The 17,369-nt window shown below is 73.2% G+C and carries 13 protein-coding genes and 1 riboswitch; of the genes, 10 read left to right on the top strand and 3 right to left on the bottom strand.

Annotation, left to right across the window (positions count from 1 at the left end; genetic code table 11):
- Window positions 1–29: 29 nt before the first annotated feature.
- The 6 genes from AB0C78_RS46590 to AB0C78_RS46565 all read left to right on the top strand — a co-directional run bounded on the left by AB0C78_RS46590 (window position 30) and on the right by AB0C78_RS46565 (window position 10,284).
- Window positions 30–320 carry a hypothetical protein gene (locus tag AB0C78_RS46590; protein ID WP_151547330.1) on the top strand — a complete coding sequence of 97 codons (291 nt, stop codon included), beginning with the start codon at window positions 30–32 and terminating at the stop codon, window positions 318–320.
- Window positions 321–374: 54 nt separating this feature from the next.
- Window positions 375–3,395, top strand: coding sequence for a TcpE family conjugal transfer membrane protein (locus tag AB0C78_RS46585; protein ID WP_360761381.1), 3,021 nt, complete (start codon window positions 375–377; stop codon window positions 3,393–3,395).
- Between the two features lie 160 nt (window positions 3,396–3,555).
- Window positions 3,556–6,045, top strand: a complete 2,490-nt coding sequence (locus AB0C78_RS46580; protein WP_360761380.1) for an ATP-binding protein — start codon at window positions 3,556–3,558, stop codon at window positions 6,043–6,045.
- Window positions 6,042–8,585 carry a type IV secretion system protein gene (locus tag AB0C78_RS46575; protein WP_360761378.1) on the top strand — a complete coding sequence of 848 codons (2,544 nt, stop codon included), beginning with the start codon at window positions 6,042–6,044 and terminating at the stop codon, window positions 8,583–8,585. Before AB0C78_RS46580 ends, AB0C78_RS46575 begins: the two co-directional genes overlap by 4 nt.
- Window positions 8,585–9,223 (top strand): hypothetical protein, encoded by a 639-nt coding sequence (locus tag AB0C78_RS46570; protein WP_360761376.1) that lies wholly within the window; start codon window positions 8,585–8,587, stop codon window positions 9,221–9,223. The genes AB0C78_RS46575 and AB0C78_RS46570 overlap by 1 nt, the downstream gene beginning before the upstream one ends.
- Window positions 9,220–10,284, top strand: coding sequence for an NlpC/P60 family protein (locus AB0C78_RS46565; RefSeq protein WP_360761374.1), 1,065 nt, complete (start codon window positions 9,220–9,222; stop codon window positions 10,282–10,284). The genes AB0C78_RS46570 and AB0C78_RS46565 overlap by 4 nt, the downstream gene beginning before the upstream one ends.
- A gap of 51 nt (window positions 10,285–10,335) precedes the next feature.
- Here the strand turns inward: AB0C78_RS46565 and AB0C78_RS46560 are convergent, their stop codons facing one another.
- Both AB0C78_RS46560 and AB0C78_RS46555 read right to left on the bottom strand, forming a co-directional pair.
- Window positions 10,336–10,761 carry a ribonuclease domain-containing protein gene (locus AB0C78_RS46560; RefSeq protein ID WP_360761372.1) on the bottom strand — a complete coding sequence of 142 codons (426 nt, stop codon included), beginning with the start codon at window positions 10,759–10,761 and terminating at the stop codon, window positions 10,336–10,338.
- A 106-nt stretch (window positions 10,762–10,867) separates the two neighbouring features.
- The gene (locus tag AB0C78_RS46555; protein WP_360761370.1) at window positions 10,868–11,392 is read right to left on the bottom strand and encodes a MarR family transcriptional regulator; all 525 of its coding nucleotides are present in this window, start codon (window positions 11,390–11,392) and stop codon (window positions 10,868–10,870) included.
- Between the two features lie 60 nt (window positions 11,393–11,452).
- Between AB0C78_RS46555 and AB0C78_RS46550 the strand changes: the two genes are divergently transcribed.
- From AB0C78_RS46550 to AB0C78_RS46540, 3 genes are read left to right on the top strand one after another with little or no spacing between them, the layout of a single operon-like run.
- Window positions 11,453–12,739 carry an amidohydrolase family protein gene (locus AB0C78_RS46550; protein ID WP_360761368.1) on the top strand — a complete coding sequence of 429 codons (1,287 nt, stop codon included), beginning with the start codon at window positions 11,453–11,455 and terminating at the stop codon, window positions 12,737–12,739.
- A 40-nt stretch (window positions 12,740–12,779) separates the two neighbouring features.
- Window positions 12,780–13,556 (top strand): Mut7-C RNAse domain-containing protein, encoded by a 777-nt coding sequence (locus AB0C78_RS46545; RefSeq protein WP_360761366.1) that lies wholly within the window; start codon window positions 12,780–12,782, stop codon window positions 13,554–13,556.
- A gap of 42 nt (window positions 13,557–13,598) precedes the next feature.
- Window positions 13,599–13,967 (top strand): (deoxy)nucleoside triphosphate pyrophosphohydrolase, encoded by a 369-nt coding sequence (locus tag AB0C78_RS46540; protein WP_264159775.1) that lies wholly within the window; start codon window positions 13,599–13,601, stop codon window positions 13,965–13,967.
- 40 nt (window positions 13,968–14,007) lie between these two features.
- On the opposite strand, the gene AB0C78_RS46535 is transcribed toward AB0C78_RS46540, so the two are convergent.
- Window positions 14,008–15,036 carry a C40 family peptidase gene (locus AB0C78_RS46535; RefSeq protein WP_360761364.1) on the bottom strand — a complete coding sequence of 343 codons (1,029 nt, stop codon included), beginning with the start codon at window positions 15,034–15,036 and terminating at the stop codon, window positions 14,008–14,010.
- A gap of 7 nt (window positions 15,037–15,043) precedes the next feature.
- Window positions 15,044–15,187: riboswitch (cyclic di-AMP (ydaO/yuaA leader) on the bottom strand.
- 213 nt (window positions 15,188–15,400) lie between these two features.
- Here AB0C78_RS46535 and typA point away from each other — a divergent pair.
- Window positions 15,401–17,254: a translational GTPase TypA gene (gene typA / locus AB0C78_RS46530; RefSeq protein ID WP_360761362.1), complete on the top strand. Its 1,854-nt coding sequence runs from the start codon at window positions 15,401–15,403 to the stop codon at window positions 17,252–17,254.
- Window positions 17,255–17,369: the final 115 nt, after the last annotated feature.

Raw genomic sequence — 17,369 nt, 5'->3', positions numbered from 1 at the left:
ATCCGCCGTCCCAGAGAGGTGATCAGTCGATGCTGCACCACATCATGGCGTCGATTCCGCACGAGGTCTGGGCGGAACCGCAGAAGAACGACGAACTCAACACCGGCAATCTCGCCGACTGGCTGCGCAACATCTTCGGCCCGCTCTTCCTCGTCATCGTCTCCATTGTGGCGATCTTCTTTCTGTTCACCCGGGAGATCACGCGTTTCGTCCAATTCATCGTGCTGGCGATAGGCATCGGAGTGGTCTTCTACGTGCCGAACATCATCGAGACGACGGCCCGCGCGATCGCCAAGGCCCTCGGGGTGGACGCCACCTGACCACGCGGAGGTCGGCAGGCGGCACCGTGCTCGCGCAGTTAGGGGAGTAGGGGCGTGGATCTACCCACGTACACGAACATATGGCGCATCGAGAAGCGGCTGTACAAGCTGTACGACCTGCGGCTTCCGATGCCGCTGCCGCTGGTCCAGATCGGTGTGTTCCTCGGCGTGTTCGTGCCCTGGATCCTGCTGCTGAGGTTCGCCGGGATCCCGTTCAAGTCGCCCTGGCACGTGCTGTACATCGTCCCGCCCGGCGTGCTGACCTGGCTGGCGACCCGGCCCGTCATCGAGGGCAAGCGGCTCACCGAACTGCTCCTCTCGCAGACCCGCTACCTCGCCGAACCCCGCACCTGGTGCCGCCTCACCCCGATCCGCGAGCCCCGCGAGGTCGTCGTCGTCGCCCGCGTCTGGCGCCGCGCCGAGGCGCCCGCCCCGGTCGCCGTGCCCGAGCGCGCCGCCGTCAAGTCCCGCCGCCGCGCCCGCAAGGCCGCCGCCGAACCCGTACCGGTCGCGGCCGCCGGGGCCGCCGCCGCGCCGCCGCCCGCCGTGCCCGTCGCGGTCCCCACCGCGGCGTCCATGGTCCCGGGCCCTGCCCTAGCCGACGGGCCCGTCCCGCTCGCGGACTACGCCGCCCAGTACGATGTCCCCGCCGCCCCGGCCCCGGCGCCCAAGCCCTGGCGCCGCACCGAACGCGACATCTCCCACGAGGACGACGTCCGGCCCGAGCCGCACCCCGCCGACGTCGAACGGCCCCCGGCGACGCCCCGGCTGGAGGTCCCCCCGGCCGCCGCCGGCTCCGGCAAGCGCGGCCTCGCGTCCGGCGTCCGCCGCCCCGGCGCGTCCGCCGAGATCTGGCCCGCCGTCCCCCCGGCGACCCGCCCGGACATCCCCCAGCAGGCCCCCGCCGCCCCCGCCGCTCCCGCCTCGTTCGGCCGCCCCGTCCCCTTCGCCAAGGCCGAGACCCCCACCCCGCCCCCGGCCCCCGGCCAGGCCCCCGTACCCCTGCCTTTCGGCACCAACGACCCGACCACCCCCCAGCCGCGCCCCGAGGACCTCCCGACCCCGCGCGAAGAGACCCCCGCACCAGAGCCCCAGCACGCGGACCAGGCCGAGACCGCCGGCGCCGCTGAGTCCCCGGCGTCCGCGCAGGAGCCGGTGGTCTCGGCGGGCGGCGCCGCCTCTGCCGAGCGTCCCCAGGAAGACGCGCAGCAGGAGACGCGTCACGAGGCCGATGCCGAGGCGCTGGCCGTCCCGGCCGAGCAACCGGACGAAGCCGCCGCTGCGGAGCCTGCGGAGGCTGGGACCGCCGCTTCCGCTGAGTCCCCGGCGCCCGTACAGGAGCCGGTGGCTTCGGCGGACGGCGCTGCCATCGCCGAGCGTCCGGCCGAGACGGCTGTGCCGGAGACCCGTCACGCGGCCGAGGCCGAAGCGCCGGCCGATCGCCCCGCGCCCGTCGCCCCCGCCGAGCGCCCGGCCGCTGCGCCGGCGCGCGGGCGGCGGCGCAAGGGGGGCGAGACGTTCGGCGGGGAGCCCGGTGACAAGAAGGTCGCCGGGTGGAAGGCCGCACCGCGGAGGCCCGCAGGACCGCCGCCGCAACGGCCCGCGCCCCAGCAGCCGGTTCAGCAGCGGCCTCCGGCGGCGCAGGGGCCCACGCGGCCCGACGTGCCGCAGCAGGTTCCGCTGCGGGGCGGGCCGGGCGCGCCCGCGCAGCCGCCGGTGGTGCGGCCGCCGGCGCCCACACGTCCGGACATCCCGATGCAGGGCCGCCCCGCCGCGCCCGCGGCGTTCGGCGGCCCGCAGGGCGGGTCCGGCGAGGAGAACGAGTGGCGGCCCGCCAAGCAGGAGCGGGACCCGGCGACGCCGCGCCTGGAAGCGCCCCGGCCGTGGTCGAAGGGGCTGTCGAAGCCGCTGCGTCCGGCGTCCACCGACAGCATGCAGTGGCCGCCCGTCCCCGAGCCGGGGAAGGCGCCGGAGGCGTTCGCGGACCTGCCGCCCCAGGGCGTGCCGCTCCCGCCGCCGCCCCAGCAGCCGCAGCAGCAGCCCCAGCACCCGCAGGTGCCGGAGCCGGCGGAGGAACAGGCGCCGCCGCGCGAGGTGCGGTCGCAGCCGCAGTTGCCGGTCCGGCCGAGGCCGCTGCCGCCGCCTCCGGCGCCGCCCGCGCACGGCCCCGCGATCACCCCGCCGGGGCCGGAGCACGAGGTCACGACCGGCGGCCTGCGCCGGCTGATCCAGGCCGTCGGCGGCGGGCACGGCGAGGTCGACGCCGAGTACCAGCAGCGGCTGCAGCAGCCGTTCCACGGGACGCGGCACGTCGTGGTGCTCGGCTGCACGGGCGGCGCGGGGCAGACCGTCACCGCGCTGATGCTCGGGCACACGTTCGCGCAGCACAACGGGGAGCCGGTCGTCGCGGTCGACGTGAACCCCGGGCCGGGCGCGCTCGCGCGGCGGACGCGCAGCGAGACCAACGAGACGCTGACCTCGCTGATCACGCGCGCCGACCAGGTCGGCAGCCTCACCGCGATGCGCCGCTACACCTCGCAGGCCAAGTCGGGCCTGGACGTCATCGCGGCCGGGAAGAACCCGCTGCAGGCGCTCGACGACCGCGACTACGCGCTCGCGATCCGCACGATCGACAAGTTCTACTCGGTGACGCTGCTGGACACCGCGGCGGCGATCGTCGCGCGGGTGCTGCCGTACGCCGACCAGATCGTGCTGGTCGCGCCCGCCAGCGCGGACGCGCCGCGCGCGGTGGCGATGACGTTCGAGTGGCTGGACGGGCACGGGTACGAGGAGCTGCGGTCCCGCGCCGTCACGGTCATCAACGGGGTGTCCCGCCGCAGCATGGACGACGTCGAGCAGGCGGAGGCCGTCGCGCGGGGGCGTTGCCGTGCCCTCGTGCGGATCCCGTGGGACGATCACCTCAGCATGGACCGCGCCCCGCGCAACGAGCTCAAGTCGTTGCGCGCGCCGACGCGCCGTGCCTATCTTGCCCTCGCCGGTGTGGTCGCCGGCGGGTTCACCGTCGTGCCCGAGCGTTACCAGGAGCTTCAGCAGGAGCAGGAGGCCACCCGATGAGCGCCCCTCGCGGGCACCGAGCCGGCCGGACGGGCGCGAGCGTGGCGGGCGCGCCTGACGCCCGTGTCCGCCCGGACCGTGAACACTCTCCCCGCCAGCCCTTCGCAGCCGCACGCCGATCGGGAGAATCATTGGTCAGGACCAGGGTCGGGAGGACGGCATGAGCAAGGCCAGCCGGCTGGCCGTGCGGTACTTCGACGACCGCGTGCTGCTCACCGACGGTGCCGCCTGGGCGTACTTCCGGCTGCCCACGGTGTCCTACGAGTTCACCACCGGCGAGGAGCGGGAGGCGCTCGCCACCAACATCACGATCGCGCTCGCCGGGATCCGGATGCAGGACGCCGAGGTGCACCTGCGGATCGCGCACCGCACGTACCCGGCGGCGGAGTGGGCGCTCGCGCTGGACCGGACGTCCGACGGCGGCGCCGGGTGGCGGGAGTACCTCGAGGAGACCTACGCGCACGTGTGGGCGAAGGACTTCTGGACCAAGGAGGTCTACCTCGGGGTGCGGCTCGGCCCGCGCGGGATGGGCGCGCACCTGTCCGGCGGGGTGGTGTCGCAGCTCCTCGGGTTCTACAAGCGCAGCGAGAAGGTCCTCGGCGTCAACGACGACGCGATCGACAAGCGGGAGATCGGGCGCTGGACGGACCAGGCCGAGCGGATCGGCCGGGCCCTCGGCGGGTCCGCGCTGTACGCCCGGCACGCGACGTCCACCGAGGTGGCGTGGCTGTTCCAGCACGCGGTGACGGGGTCGCTCGCCGACCCGCCGCCGTCGGCGGTGCCGCGCCGGACGTGGGGCAAGGGCGAGATCGAGTCGCTGGTGGAGGGCGCGATCCACAACGGCCGCTCGTACCTGCGGATCGAGCAGCCGAACTTCACGGGCGCGGGCGGCGGCGCGACGGCCGCGTCTTATGTCGCGTACCTGTCGTTCGCCCGGTTCCCGGACATGATGCCGTTCCCGGACGGCGAGCCGTGGTTCCACTACGCGGACGCGCTGCCGTTCCCCGTCGAGATCAGCGCGCGGATGAAGCTGATCCCCCCGGCGAAGGCGTCCAAGGACGTGTCGCGGAAGCTCGCGCACGCCCGCGACATGGACCAGCACATCCGGGAGGCGGGCGCGGAGGCGCCGATCGCGCTCGCGGAGCAGATCGACGCGGCGCGGATGCTGGAGCACGGCATCACCAAGGAGCGCCTCCCGTTCGTGTACGGGTGGCACCGGCTGATCGTGTCCGCGCCCACCGAGGACCTGCTCGCGCAGCGGGTCGACGCGGTCGTCGAGCACTACCGCGACATCGGCATCGACGTCGTCAACTCGACCGGCGACCAGTTCTCGCTGTTCCTGGAGTCGCTGCCGGGCGACCAGATCCGGCTGAACGCGTACGCGCAGCGGCAGCCGCTGCGCACCATCGCGGGCGGGATGCCCGTCGCGACCGTCGACCTCGGCGACCGGACGGACGAGAACGACGAGGGCTGGATCGGCCCGTACATCGGCGAGACGCTCGGGCGGGCCCGGTCGATCGTCCATTTCGACCCGCTCGTCGCCGCGGCCCGGAACCGTCCGACCGCCGTCGCGATCACCGGGGAGCCCGGCGGCGGCAAGACGACCCTCGCGCTGCTGCTCATCTACCAGATGGCGCTGCGCGGCGTCACGATCGCGGCCATCGACCCTAAGGGCGACGCCGAGTCGCTGGTCGAACTGCTGAAGGCGCGCGGACGCAAGGCGCGGATCCTGCCGCTCGGGTCCGCCGCGCCCGGGCTGCTCGACCCGTTCTCGTTCGGCGACGACCTCGCCACCAAGAAGACCATGGCGACCGAGACGCTGCGGCTCCTGCTTCCGCGCATGTCGGAGGAGCGCGAGTCCGCGATGATCCAGGCGGTCGGCGCCGTCGCGAACGCCGACCAGCCGTCCCTCGGCCGCGTCGTCGACCACCTGGAGCAGGCCTCCGACCCCGCGTCCAAGAACCTCGGCGCGGTGCTGCGGTCGATGTCGGAGATGCACCTTGCCCGGCTGTGCTTCGACCCGTCCGGCGGCGAGCGCATCGACACCGCCGGCTGGACGACCGTGTTCACCCTCGGCGGCCTCACCCTCCCCGACGTCGCGATCTCCCGCGAGGACTACTCCTACGAGCAGCGCCTGTCAGTCGCGCTGATGTACCTGGTGTCGCAGTTCGCGCGGCGGCTGATGCACGGCATCGACCGCCGGCTGCCGAAGGCGATCTTCCTGGACGAGGCGTGGGCGATCACGTCCACCCCCGAGGGCGCCAAGCTCGTGCCCGAGGTGTCGAGGATGGGGCGGTCCCGCAACACCGCGCTGATCCTCGTCTCCCAGAACGCGGGCGACCTGCTGAACGAGCAGGTCACCAACTGTCTGTCGTCGGTGTTCTCCTTCCGGTCAACCGAACGGGTCGAGGTGGGCAACGTGATGTCGCTGCTCGGGGTCGAGTCGTCCGACGAGCACAAGGCCGTGCTGCGCAACCTCGGCAACGGCGAGTGCATCTTCCGCGACCTCGACGGGCGCGCCGGCCGGATCGGCGTCGACCTCATCTCCGAGGAGCTGCGGAGATGGCTGGACACCAACCCGACCCGGTCCCATCCCGGGCGTTCCGAACTCACCGCAGCGGGGGCCGAGGTCGAGGAGGTCAGCCGATGACGGGTCCCCGCGTCCGGACGGAGCGCCTGCAGCGCTCGCCCGGCGAACGCCTCGACCTGCGCCGCCGCCGCACCCGCCGGCGGCACCGCCCGCGCAGCCGCCGCTCCGCGGTGCTGCTGATCATGCTGGCGCTGTTCCTGGTCAGCCCGGTGTCCCCGGCCTCCGCGTCCATCCCGCTGCCCAGTCCCAACGACTCGTGCCGTCCGGCCGACAATCCGGCGCCGGAGCAGTACGGGTCCGGGACGGACGGGATGATCAAGCCGCCCGGCTACCCGGACGCGAAGCTGCAGAAGACGCCGGGCGACCAGCTGACCTACTACGACCGGTACGGCACGGCCGGGCAGACCTGGTACGCGGTCGACATGGGCTGCTCGGACGCGATGGCGATGATGGGCAACGCGATCGCCAACACGACGTTCACGCTGGTCCGGGCGGTCGACCGGACGACGATCAGCATCTACCAGGCGGCGGCGTCGGAGTCGCTGCTCGGCTGGCTGAAGAGCACCGTCGACGGCGTGATCAGCGGCATGGGCAAGACGTTCAACGCGCGCTACTGGTCGTGGGTGGTCATCCTCGGCGCGATGTGGCTGGCCTGGTGGGGCCTGGTCCGGCGGCGGGCGAGCAAGGTCACCGAGGGCGTGGTGTGGATGGTCGCCGCGATGGTGGCGCTGATCTGGCTGATCGCGCGGCCCGCGGACTTCACCACGCTGGGCACGAAGGTGTCGTCGGCGACGAGCGCGGCGTTCAACGCGGCGCTGCCGCAGAGCGACACGAAGGGCGGCAGATGCATCCCGCCGCCGGACGGCAAGCCGGACCCGATGGCGTCGGCGAACCTGGACGCGACGACCCGCAACGCGAACGGGCTGTGGGTGGCCCTCGTCTGCAAGCCGTGGCTGCAGGGCGAGTTCGGCACCACCGACCCGAACGCGAAGATCGTCAAGGAGAACGCGGACAAGCTGCTGTCGTCGCAGGCGGTGGACCTGCCGGAGTCGTACGGCACGGAGAAACCCGATCTCGGGCAGAAAGCGGACGACTACAAGAGCGTCGCCAAGACCATCAAGGACGACTATCCCGGAACGTACTCGCTGTTCCAGGGCAAGAGCTGGCAGAACCGGCTGGCGGTGGCGTTCGGCGGGCTGTTCGCGGCGCTGGTCGCCGGGCTGCTGATCATGGTGATCGCGATCGCGCTGATCGTGGTGAAGATCGCGTTCCTGCTGCTGCTGGTGGCGGGGCCGATCTTCCTCGGGATCGGGATCCATCCGGGGATCGGCCGGGTGATCGCGGTCAGATGGCTGGAGCTGCTGCTGTCGATGCTGCTGAAACAGGCGGCGCTGATCGGCGTGCTGGCGCTGCTGCTGTGGGCGTACGGGCTGATCCTCGGCGAGACGCTGCCGTGGGGCCTGCAGATCCTGCTGATCGCGCTGGTGACGTTCGCGGCGTTCATCTACCGCAAGCCGTTCCAGCACCTGTTCTCGGCGGTCGGCTACTCGGCGGTCGGGTCGCGGGAGAAGAGCGAGGCGCACCTGGACAAGTCGGTCGCGGAGGCGCGCAAGAACACGGCGGCCGTGGCGGGCGCCGTGGTGCCGGGCGCGGCCGGGTACCGGCTGGGCCGCTGGGCGGGCAAGCGGGACGCGGCGGCGGACGCGGCCGGGGCGGGCGCCCTGGCGGACGCGACGGCCGGTGCGGGCGCCGCGGCGGCCGACCGGCGGGCGGGGATCACCACGGCCGGGGCCGGGGACGGGCCGTCGCCCGAGGAGGCGCCGGTGCTCGCCGCGAAGCCGCGGACCGGCGGCGTCGCCGCGGGGCCGGGGCGGTCCCGGCGCGGTGCGCCCCCGCTGAACCTGCCGTCGCGGACGGCGAAGGTCGTCGACGCGCAGGCGGCCAAGGGCGGTACGGCCGGTGGCGGTGCAGGCGCCGGTGCCGGCGCGATCGTCGCGCGGCCGAGCGGGGGCTCGGGCGCGCGCGCGGGCGGTGGCGGCTCGGTGTCGGGTGGCGCTAAGCCGTCCGGCGGTGCGGGCTCCGGTGGCGGTACGCCGCGTCCGACGTCCTGGGCCGGCCGCGGCGGAGGCGGCGGGGTCACCGGCGGTGGTTCCGGCGGCTCGGGCGGCTCCGGTGGGTCGTCCGGCGGCGGCTCCGGTGGCGGTTCCAACGGCGGCTCCGGAGGGGGTTCCGGCAACGGGTCCGGTGGCGGGCGCGGCGGCTGGTTCTCCGGCGGCGGGCGCTCGTCCGGCTCGACCGAGCGCGGCCGCGGCCGCGCGGGCGGCGGCTCCGGCGGCGGCGCTCCGGCACGCGGTTCCGGCGGGTCGGGCGGCTCCGGCGGGTCGGGCGGCTCCGGTGGGTCGGGCGGTCCGGCGTCGAACGTCCCCCGGCCGCGCGCCGGTGCGGGCGGCGGCGGTGCCGCGCCGTCGAACGGCGGTCCGGGCGGGCGGCAGGCGCCGCCGCCGCTGTGGGGCCGGCGCGGCTCCGAGGAGGGCCCGCCGATCCCGTTCTGGCTGCGTCCGGTCGAGCCCCGCTCCGGCGAGTCCGACCGGGACGAGTGATGAACCTGAACGACCGCCAGCGCAAGCTCCTGTTCGCAGGGCTCGTGGTGGTGCTCGCCGCCGTCGGCGTCTACCTGACGGTGGCGGCGCCGGAGCACGGCCACGAGAAGGCGGACGCGCGGCCGAGCGCGACGGTGACGGCGGGCCCGAGCGCCCCGGCGTCGCCGCCGCCGGGGATCCACAGCACCGTCGACCCGAAGAACTTCGACATCTACCGGCTGCTGCCGTTCTCGCAGCAGGACTTCGCGGCCGCCGCGGACCTGGCGCAGCGGTTCGTCGCGGCGTACGGGACGTACCGCTACGACGAGGACCCGTCCGCCTACATCGGCCGGCTGTCCGGCCTGGTCACCGATGACCTGCGCGGCCAGCTGGAGGCGGGCGCGGCGGCGCCGGGGATCCAGGACGAGCGCCGCAAGGAGCAGGTCGTCGCGCAGGGCGGCGCGTCGCTCGACCAGGTCCGCACCATCGAGAACAACTCGATCATCTTCCTGGTGACGGGCAAGCAGCAGCTCACCAGGAACGGGACGGCGAGCAGCGACAGCAAGCAGTACGCGGTGACCGTGTCGCGCGACGGCGGGTCGCTGAAGGTGTACGCGTTCGCGCCCGCCGACGCGGGGCAGGCGGGGGACACCGGATGACCCCGAAACGGGTGCTGGCGGCGTGCGCGCTCGCCGCCGCCGCGGCGCTGTTCGTCGCGCTGATCTTCGTTCCGATCCTGTTCGGCGCGAGCCAGTTCATGTTCGGCGGCAGCGTGAACGGCGGCTGCGTCGACACCTCCGGGGCGGGCGCGCAGCCCGCGGAGGCGGGCGACGCGAAGTCGATCCCGGCGAACTACCTCGACCTGTACAAGAAGGCCGGCAAGGACTACGGCATCCCGTGGAACGTCCTCGCGGGCATCGGCGAGGTCGAGACGGGGCACGGCACGTCGAACGCGCAGGGCGTGCACAGCGGCGAGAACTACGCCGGCGCGGGCGGGCCGATGCAGTTCCTGGACCCGACGTTCAAGTCCTTCGCGGTGGACGGGAACAAGGACGGCAAGAAGGACCGCTACGACCCGGCCGACGCGATCCCGACCGCCGCCGCCTACCTCAAGCACAACGGTGCCCCGCAGCGGATGAAGACGGCGATCTTCCAGTACAACCACTCGTGGGACTACGTGAACATGGTCCTGGCGTGGGCGAAGCGGTACGGCGGAGGCGACTTCAAGGTCGTGCAGTCCAACGGCGTCGACTGCCAGGACAACGACCTGCCGGCGAACGCGAGCGCGCTCGTCCAGAAGATCATCGCGTTCGCGCTGGCGCAGCGCGGGAAGCCGTACGTGTTCGGCGCGACCGGCCCGGACGCGTGGGACTGCTCCAGCCTGGTGCAGGCGGCGTACCGGGCGGCGGGGCTCGGCATCCCGCGCACCACGTTCGAGCAGTGGCCGTTCGGGCTGAAGATCGCCAAGGGCAAGGAGCAGCCCGGCGACCTGGTGTTCTTCAACTCCGGGCCGGGCACGTCGGCGGACAATCCCGGCCATGTCGGGATGGTCATCGGCAAGGGCAAGATGATCGTGGCGAGCTGCTCGTCGTGCGTGCCCGCGATCGGCGTGAAGACCTACAAGCGGCCCGACTGGGTGGGCGTGACGCGCCCGCTGGCCAGCCCGAAGCTCAAGGGCAAGGTCGCGGAGCTGGCCGCGCAGCAGCAGCCGGGCGGCTGACCGGGGACGCCCCGGCGGGCGGCCGGGGCGTCCGGTGCCGGATCGGCGGGCTCAGCAGCCGAAGTCGATGTCGTAGAACGTGCTGTAGTGGTCGGGCGTCCAGTACATCCCGTCGTGGCCGAGGTCGTCGGACGTGATGATGCGGCGGGCGCCGCGCGTCGAGCTGCCCGGCGTCTTCACCGTGTACTCGTGGTAGTAGCCCTGGGGTTCCTGCGGCAGCAGGCCTTCGCGGTTCTGGAAGACGGTGCCGTCCTGCGGGTACGGGAACGGGCCGCCCTTGTCGATCAGGGCGATCGTGTCGTCGGCCTGCGACGGGAGCGTCGACTCGCAGATGTCGGCGACGGCGACGGCGGCGGTGGACGGGGCGGGAGCGGGTGCGGTGGCGGTGGCGGCGTGCGCCGCGGGGCCGGTGAGCCCTGCGACGAGCAGGACGGCCGGCAGGAGCGCGCGGCGGAGCCGGTGGCGGGGGGTCGTCATGGGGCGAGTGTCGCCCGGACGGTTCGCCGCGTCACGGTCGATCCCGTCAATTCAGGGGAAGTTGCCGAGCGCGTCACCGGTGATTCGGCACGGATCGGGCGATTGGTCACCGGAACCGCCGCTTGCCGATCACGAGCAGGATGTCGCGCAGCGCGTCGGCGGCGTCGCGGACCGCCTCCGCCGGTACCCCGGCCATCGCCTCCCTGTGTGCGCGCGCCGAGGCGTCCAAGGCCAGCGCCGTGACCCGCAGGCCTTCCGGCGTGAGCTGGACGAACCTACTGCGGGCATCGCCGGTGTTGGCCTCCCGCTCGACGTAGCCCGCCTTCTGCAGCCGCTGCAGCACGTTGCTCGTGCCGCCGGAGGTGAGGAACGCCGACCGGGTCAGCTCGCTCGGCCTCAGCCGGTACGGCTTCCCGGCCCGGTTCAGCACCGTCAGCACCTCGAACTCGGCGTAGGTGAGCCCGAGGTCGGCCAGCTCCCCGCGCAGCGCTTGCTGAACGAGCGCCCCGATCCGCGCCGCGCGCTTGCTGACCTCCAGCATCGCGATGACGTCCTCGCCGAGGCCGTCCCGCCGCCAGGCCGCGGCCAGCTCGTCCACCTCGTCACGGCGGCCGCCGTCGTCATCGCGCACAAGCCGAGGATACCGGTCGCGGTATTCCTTTCTGAAAAGCTTCTTTCTAAGCTTTACGGCATGACATCGCTTCTCCTCCGCAACGGCACGGTCATCGACACGGCGCCCGCGCCCAGGGTCCTCGGACGCGCGGACGTCCTCGTCGAGGACGGCCGGATCGCCGCCGTCGGCCCCGACCTCGTCCCGCCCGCGGGCGCCGAGATCCTGGACGCGGCGGGCCGCATCGTGATGCCCGGCTTCGTCGACACGCACCGGCACACCTGGCAGACCGCGATCCGCGCCACCCTCCCCGACAGCACGCTGCCCGTCTACCTGCAGCGCGTCCTCGGCGAGCTGGCGCCCCGCTACCGGCCCGACGACGTGTACAGCGGCACCCTCGCCGGCGCGCTGGAATGCCTCGACTCCGGCATCACGACCGTCGTCGACTGGTCGCACATCATGTTCAGCCCCGACCACACCGACGCCGACATCGCGGCGCTCCGCGCGTCCGGCATCCGCGCCGTGTTCGGCTACTGCTACGGCGGTGGCGACGACCTCACCGCGCTCGCCGCCGAGACGACCCGGGTCCGCCGCGAGTACTTCGACGCGCCGCCCGGGAACATCTCGATGTGGATGGCGGCGCTCGGCTCAGAAATCGCCGGTGAGGAACGCGCGCTCGCCGAATGGCGGCTGGCCCGCGACCTCGATCTGCCGGTCACCGTCCACATGGGCGGACACGGCGCCGAGAGCGCGGCGCGCGGACTGGCGTTCCTCGAGGACAACGGCCTGATCGGCCATCCCGCCATGTACGTGCACGCCAACTTCTACACCGGCGACGACTTCAAGAGGATCGCCGCCAACGGCGGCACCGTCTCCGCCACCCCCGGCGTGGAGGCGGCGCTCGGCATCGGCGACCCGGCCACCGGCCGCTCGCACGCCGCGGGCGTCCCCACCGGCCTCGGCTGCGACACCGTCGCCAGCGGGCCCGGCGACATGTTCGGCGTCATGCGCGCGGCGTACTTCCTCGAACGCGCCCGCCCGGACGGCGACGGCGCCTGGTTCACCACCGCCGAGGCCCTCCGCGCCGCGACCCTCGGCGGCGCCGAGACGGCCGGGCTCGCCGGCGTCACCGGGTCCCTCACCCCCGGCAAGCAGGCCGACCTGATCGTCCTGCGCACCGACACCCTCGGCATGGCGGCGGCGCACGACCCGATCGCGGCCGTCGTCCTGTCCGCCGAGACGCGGCACGTCGACACGGTCCTGGTCGGCGGCCGGGTGATCAAGCGCGGGGGAGTGCTGCGGGGCCACGACGTCCCGTCCCTGCTGGACACGCTGCGGGGCGCGGCGGCCCGCATCACCGGCGAATAATCGGGCGGGGATCGTCGCAGGCGCGTGGCATGCTGGCGGCGTGGAGTCCGAGATACGCGTCCGCATCGCCGACGACCTGCTGATGTTCCTGCCCGCCACCCGCCGCGAACCGGTGAGCCGGGTGCCGTGGGACGGGACGTCCACGCTCGGGCACATCGTGGAGTCGCTCGGAGTCCCGCTCCCCGAGATCGGCCGGCTGGCCGTCCGCGGCGAGACCGTGGAGCCGTCCGCCCGCCCCGCGGCCGGCGACGAGGTGGAGGTGGAGCCCGTCTCCCGCCCCCAGCCCGTCCCGCTGGAGCCGGGTCAGGACGCGCCGCGCTTCCTCCTCGACGTCCACCTGGGCACGCTCGCGCGCCGGATGCGGCTGCTCGGCCTCGACACCGCCTACCACAACGACATGGACGACCCGTCCCTGGTCGTCCAGGCGAACGCCGAGCGCCGCGTCCTGCTCACCCAGGACCGCGGGCTGCTGCGCCGCCGCGCGCTCTGGTTCGGCGCCTACGTCCGCGGGTCCCGGCCCGACGACCAGCTCCGCGACCTCCTGGACCGCTTCGCGCCCGTCCTCAGCCCCTGGACGCGCTGCACCGCCTGCAACGGCGTCCTCGTCCCCGTCGACAAGGAGGAGATCGAGCGCGACCTGGAGGCCGGCACCCGCCGCAGCTACGACGTCTACGGCCGGTGCGCCGGCTGCGGCCAGGTGTACTGGCGCGGCGCCCACGGCGACCACCTTGAGAGGATCGTCGAGGAGGCGACCCGTCAGGTCGAGACGGTCCGCGCCGGAACCGTCCGGCCCCGGGCGGCCGTCTCAGACGGATAGGGACTCTGGAAGGGGCTGGTCACCATCGCCGATCTGGTCGTCGTGGGCGCCGCGATCATCCGGGACGGGCGGCTGCTCGCCGCGCAGCGGGCCGAGCCGCCGCACATGGCCGGTGGCTGGGAGCTGCCGGGCGGCAAGGTGGACCCGGGCGAGTCCGACGAGGACGCCGTGGTCCGCGAGTGCCACGAGGAGCTCGCGATCAAGATCCGCCCGGTCCGCCGCGTCGGCGGCGACTGGCGGCTGAGCGAGCGCGCGCTGCTGCGCGTCTGGACCGCCGAGATCGTCGAGGGCGAGCCGCGGGCCCTGGAACACCTGGCCCTGCGCTGGCTCGCCCGCGACGACCTGTACGACGTCGCGTGGCTCCCCGGCGACCGTCCCGTCATCGCCGAGCTGGAAGCCGACCTCCGCTGACGGCGGCCCTCCCGGCGCGGGGATCCCGCGCCGGCGGGGGCTAGGAGATCCGGTTCGCGCCCGCGTAGTCGGAGCGGGTGGAGAGCTTGGAGATCTTCACCACGTCGCCCGTCTGGGGGGCCTGCAGGAACTTGCCGTCGCCGACGTAGATGCCCATGTGGTGGAGGTTGCTGCCGAAGTAGACCAGGTCGCCGGCGCGCAGCGAGGAGCGGTCCACCTTGGTGCCGAGCTGGTAGAGATCGCCGGTGTAGTGCGGCAGGCCGGGCTTGCCGACCTGGGCGTACGCCCACACGACGAGGCCGGAGCAGTCGAAGGAGCTCGGGCCGGCGGCGCCCCAGACGTACGGGCTGCCGAGCTTGGTGAGGGCCTTGCGGGCCATCTTCGCGGGCAGGTCCGAGCCCTTGATCGTGGCGGTGAGGCCCGACTTGGGGTCGGTGGTGTGGGTGGTGGTGAGCTTGTCGAGGCGCTTCATGACCTCGCTCACCTTGGCCTTGGCGGCCTTGCGGGCGGCCACCACCTTGGCCTGGGCCTGCTTGACCTGCTCGGTGCGCTCCTGCGCGGCGCGCTGCGCGGCCTCGGCCTGGTCGACCTGCTTCTGCAGCGCGAGGACGGTGGTGGCCTGGTTCTGCTGGAGGTAAGCCGAGTCGGAGAGGCTGTCGGCGCTGCCGCCGGAGCTGAAGATCGCGTCGGGCCCGCCGCTCATGTAGTTGGCGGCGGCGAGCTGCGCGAGCCGCTGGCGGGCGGGCTCGGTCTGCTGGAGCAGCCGCTGCGCGTACGCGGTGGCGGACTTCTCGGCCTTGACGGCGCGGCCGAGGTCGACGCGGGTCTTGTTGAACTGCTCGGTCAGCGTCTCGGCCTCGTCGTTCAGCTCCTTGAGGCTCTGCTTCAGCCCCTTCTCCGTGGTGGGGAGGGGGCTGGGCGTGCCGGACGCCTGCGGAGCGGCGGCGGGGCCGAAGGGGGTCGCGGCGTGCGCGGCGACGGGCGCGGTGGTGCCGAGGCCGATGATCAGCACTGCGGCGGTGGTCGCGGCCGGCGCGACGCGCCGCCGGGAACGGGGGTCCGGTGCCAAGCCGGTGCTCTCCTCTCCTCGCTCGCCTACCGGGTTAGCTGACGGGTTCGGGCCAGGAGTCGCCCTACGACGTGCGTCGATTCACCCCAGGGGGATGGGTCCCCGGTTCGCCCGCGGGTGGGTGCCGCGGGGGATTCGGCGGTCCGATCGCAGCCCCGGGGGGTGGGGCTCCGGACGACCGGATCTCGGGAAGATTACAAAGGATGGGCAAAGATGGCCAATCGGGGCCGGTGTGAGGCAGGGGACGAGGGGGCCGTGCGGCGGGGAACGGGCGGCTCTGAGCGGGCGGTGCCGAGCGCCAAGTAGAATGGTGGCAGCCGCGCGTCTGCGGCGACTCCCGAACTCTCACGCAAGGCGAGCCCGCATGCCCATCTCCACGCGCGACGACCTCCGGAACGTCGCGATCGTCGCCCATGTCGACCACGGCAAGACGACGCTGGTCGACGCCATGCTCTGGCAGTCCGGTGCCTTCCGCGAGAACCAGGACGTCGACGACCGCGTCATGGACTCCAACGACCTGGAGCGCGAGAAGGGCATCACCATTCTCGCGAAGAACACGGCCGTCCGGCACAACGGCCTGACGATCAACATCATCGACACGCCCGGCCACGCCGACTTCGGCGGCGAGGTCGAGCGCGGCCTGTCCATGGTGGACGGCGTCGTCCTGCTGGTGGACGCCAGCGAGGGGCCGCTGCCGCAGACCCGGTTCGTGCTGCGCAAGGCGCTCGAGGCGAAGCTGCCGGTGATCCTCGTCGTGAACAAGACCGACCGGCCCGACGCCCGCATCGACGAGGTCGTGGACGAGACGTACGAGCTGTTCATGGACCTCGACGCCGCCGAGGACCAGATCGACTTCCCGATCGTGTACGCCTCGGGCCGCGCGGGCCGCGCGTCGCTGGACAAGCCCGCCGACGGCGCCATGCCCGACAGCGAGGACCTGGAGCCGCTGTTCAAGGTCATCACCGAGACGATCCCGGCGCCGTCGTTCGACCCGGACGCGCCGCTGCAGGCGCACGTGACGAACCTGGACGCGTCCAGCTACCTGGGCCGGATCGCGCTGTGCCGGGTGCACGCCGGGACGATCAAGAAGGGCCAGCAGGTCGCGTGGTGCCGGCACGACGGCAGCATCGAGAAGGTGAAGATCACCGAGCTGCTGATGACCGAGGCGCTGACCCGCAAGCCCGCCGACGAGGCGGGCCCGGGCGACATCATCGCGATCGCCGGCATACCGGAGATCATGATCGGCGACACCATCGCCGACCCCGACGACCCGCGCCCGCTGCCGCTGATCACGGTGGACGAGCCGGCGATCTCCATGACGATCGGCACCAACACCGGCCCGATGGCGGGCCGGGAGAAGGGCACCAAGGTCACCGCCCGGATGGTCAAGGACCGCCTCGACCGGGAGCTGGTCGGCAACGTGTCGATCAGGGTGCTGCCGACCGAGCGCCCGGACGCCTGGGAGGTGCAGGGCCGCGGCGAGCTGGCCCTCGCGATCCTGGTCGAGAACATGCGCCGGGAGGGCTACGAGCTGACCGTCGGCAAGCCGCAGGTGGTCGCCAAGGAGATCGACGGGAAGAAGCACGAGCCGGTCGAGCGGCTCACCGTCGACATCCCCGAGGAGCACCTCGGCGCGGTCACGCAGCTGATGGCGGTCCGCAAGGGCCGCATGGAGCACATGACGAACCACGGCACCGGCTGGATCCGGATGGAGTTCCTGGTCCCGGCGCGCGGCCTGATCGGGTTCCGCACCGAGTTCATGACCGAGACCCGCGGCACCGGCATGGCGCACCACGTGTTCGAGGGCTACGAGCCCTGGTTCGGCGAGCTGCGCACCCGGCCGTCCGGCTCGCTGGTCGCCGACCGGTCCGGCGCCGCGACCGCGTACGCGATCACGAACCTGCAGGAGCGCGGCACGTTCTTCGTCGGGCCGACCACCGAGGTGTACGAGGGCATGATCGTCGGGGAGAACTCCCGCTCCGACGACATGGACGTCAACATCACCAAGGAGAAGAAGCTCACGAACATGCGCTCCTCCACCGGTGACGAGCTGGAGCGCCTCACCCCGCCGCGGGTCCTGTCGCTGGAGGAGGCGCTCGAGTTCTGCCGCGAGGACGAGTGCGTCGAGGTGACCCCGGCGAACGTCCGCATCCGCAAGGTCGTGCTGGACGCGAAGGAGCGCGAGCGCCAGCGCGCCCGCACCAAGCGCGCCGGCTGACGGATTCCAAAGGAAGCGGCCCCGCGGTTCTCAGAACCGCGGGGGCGCGTGCGTTGGCGCGGGGGGGGGGGCGGCGGGGGAGTTGAGCTTGACGGGGGCGGGGGCGGGGGGGGGC

This window comes from Actinomadura sp. NPDC048394 (assembly GCF_040651755.1).
In the GTDB taxonomy this organism is placed as follows: domain Bacteria; phylum Actinomycetota; class Actinomycetes; order Streptosporangiales; family Streptosporangiaceae; genus Spirillospora; species Spirillospora montaniterrae.
The sequence above is the reverse complement of the archived record's forward strand: the minus strand, read 5'-3'. Positions and strand labels throughout refer to the sequence as shown.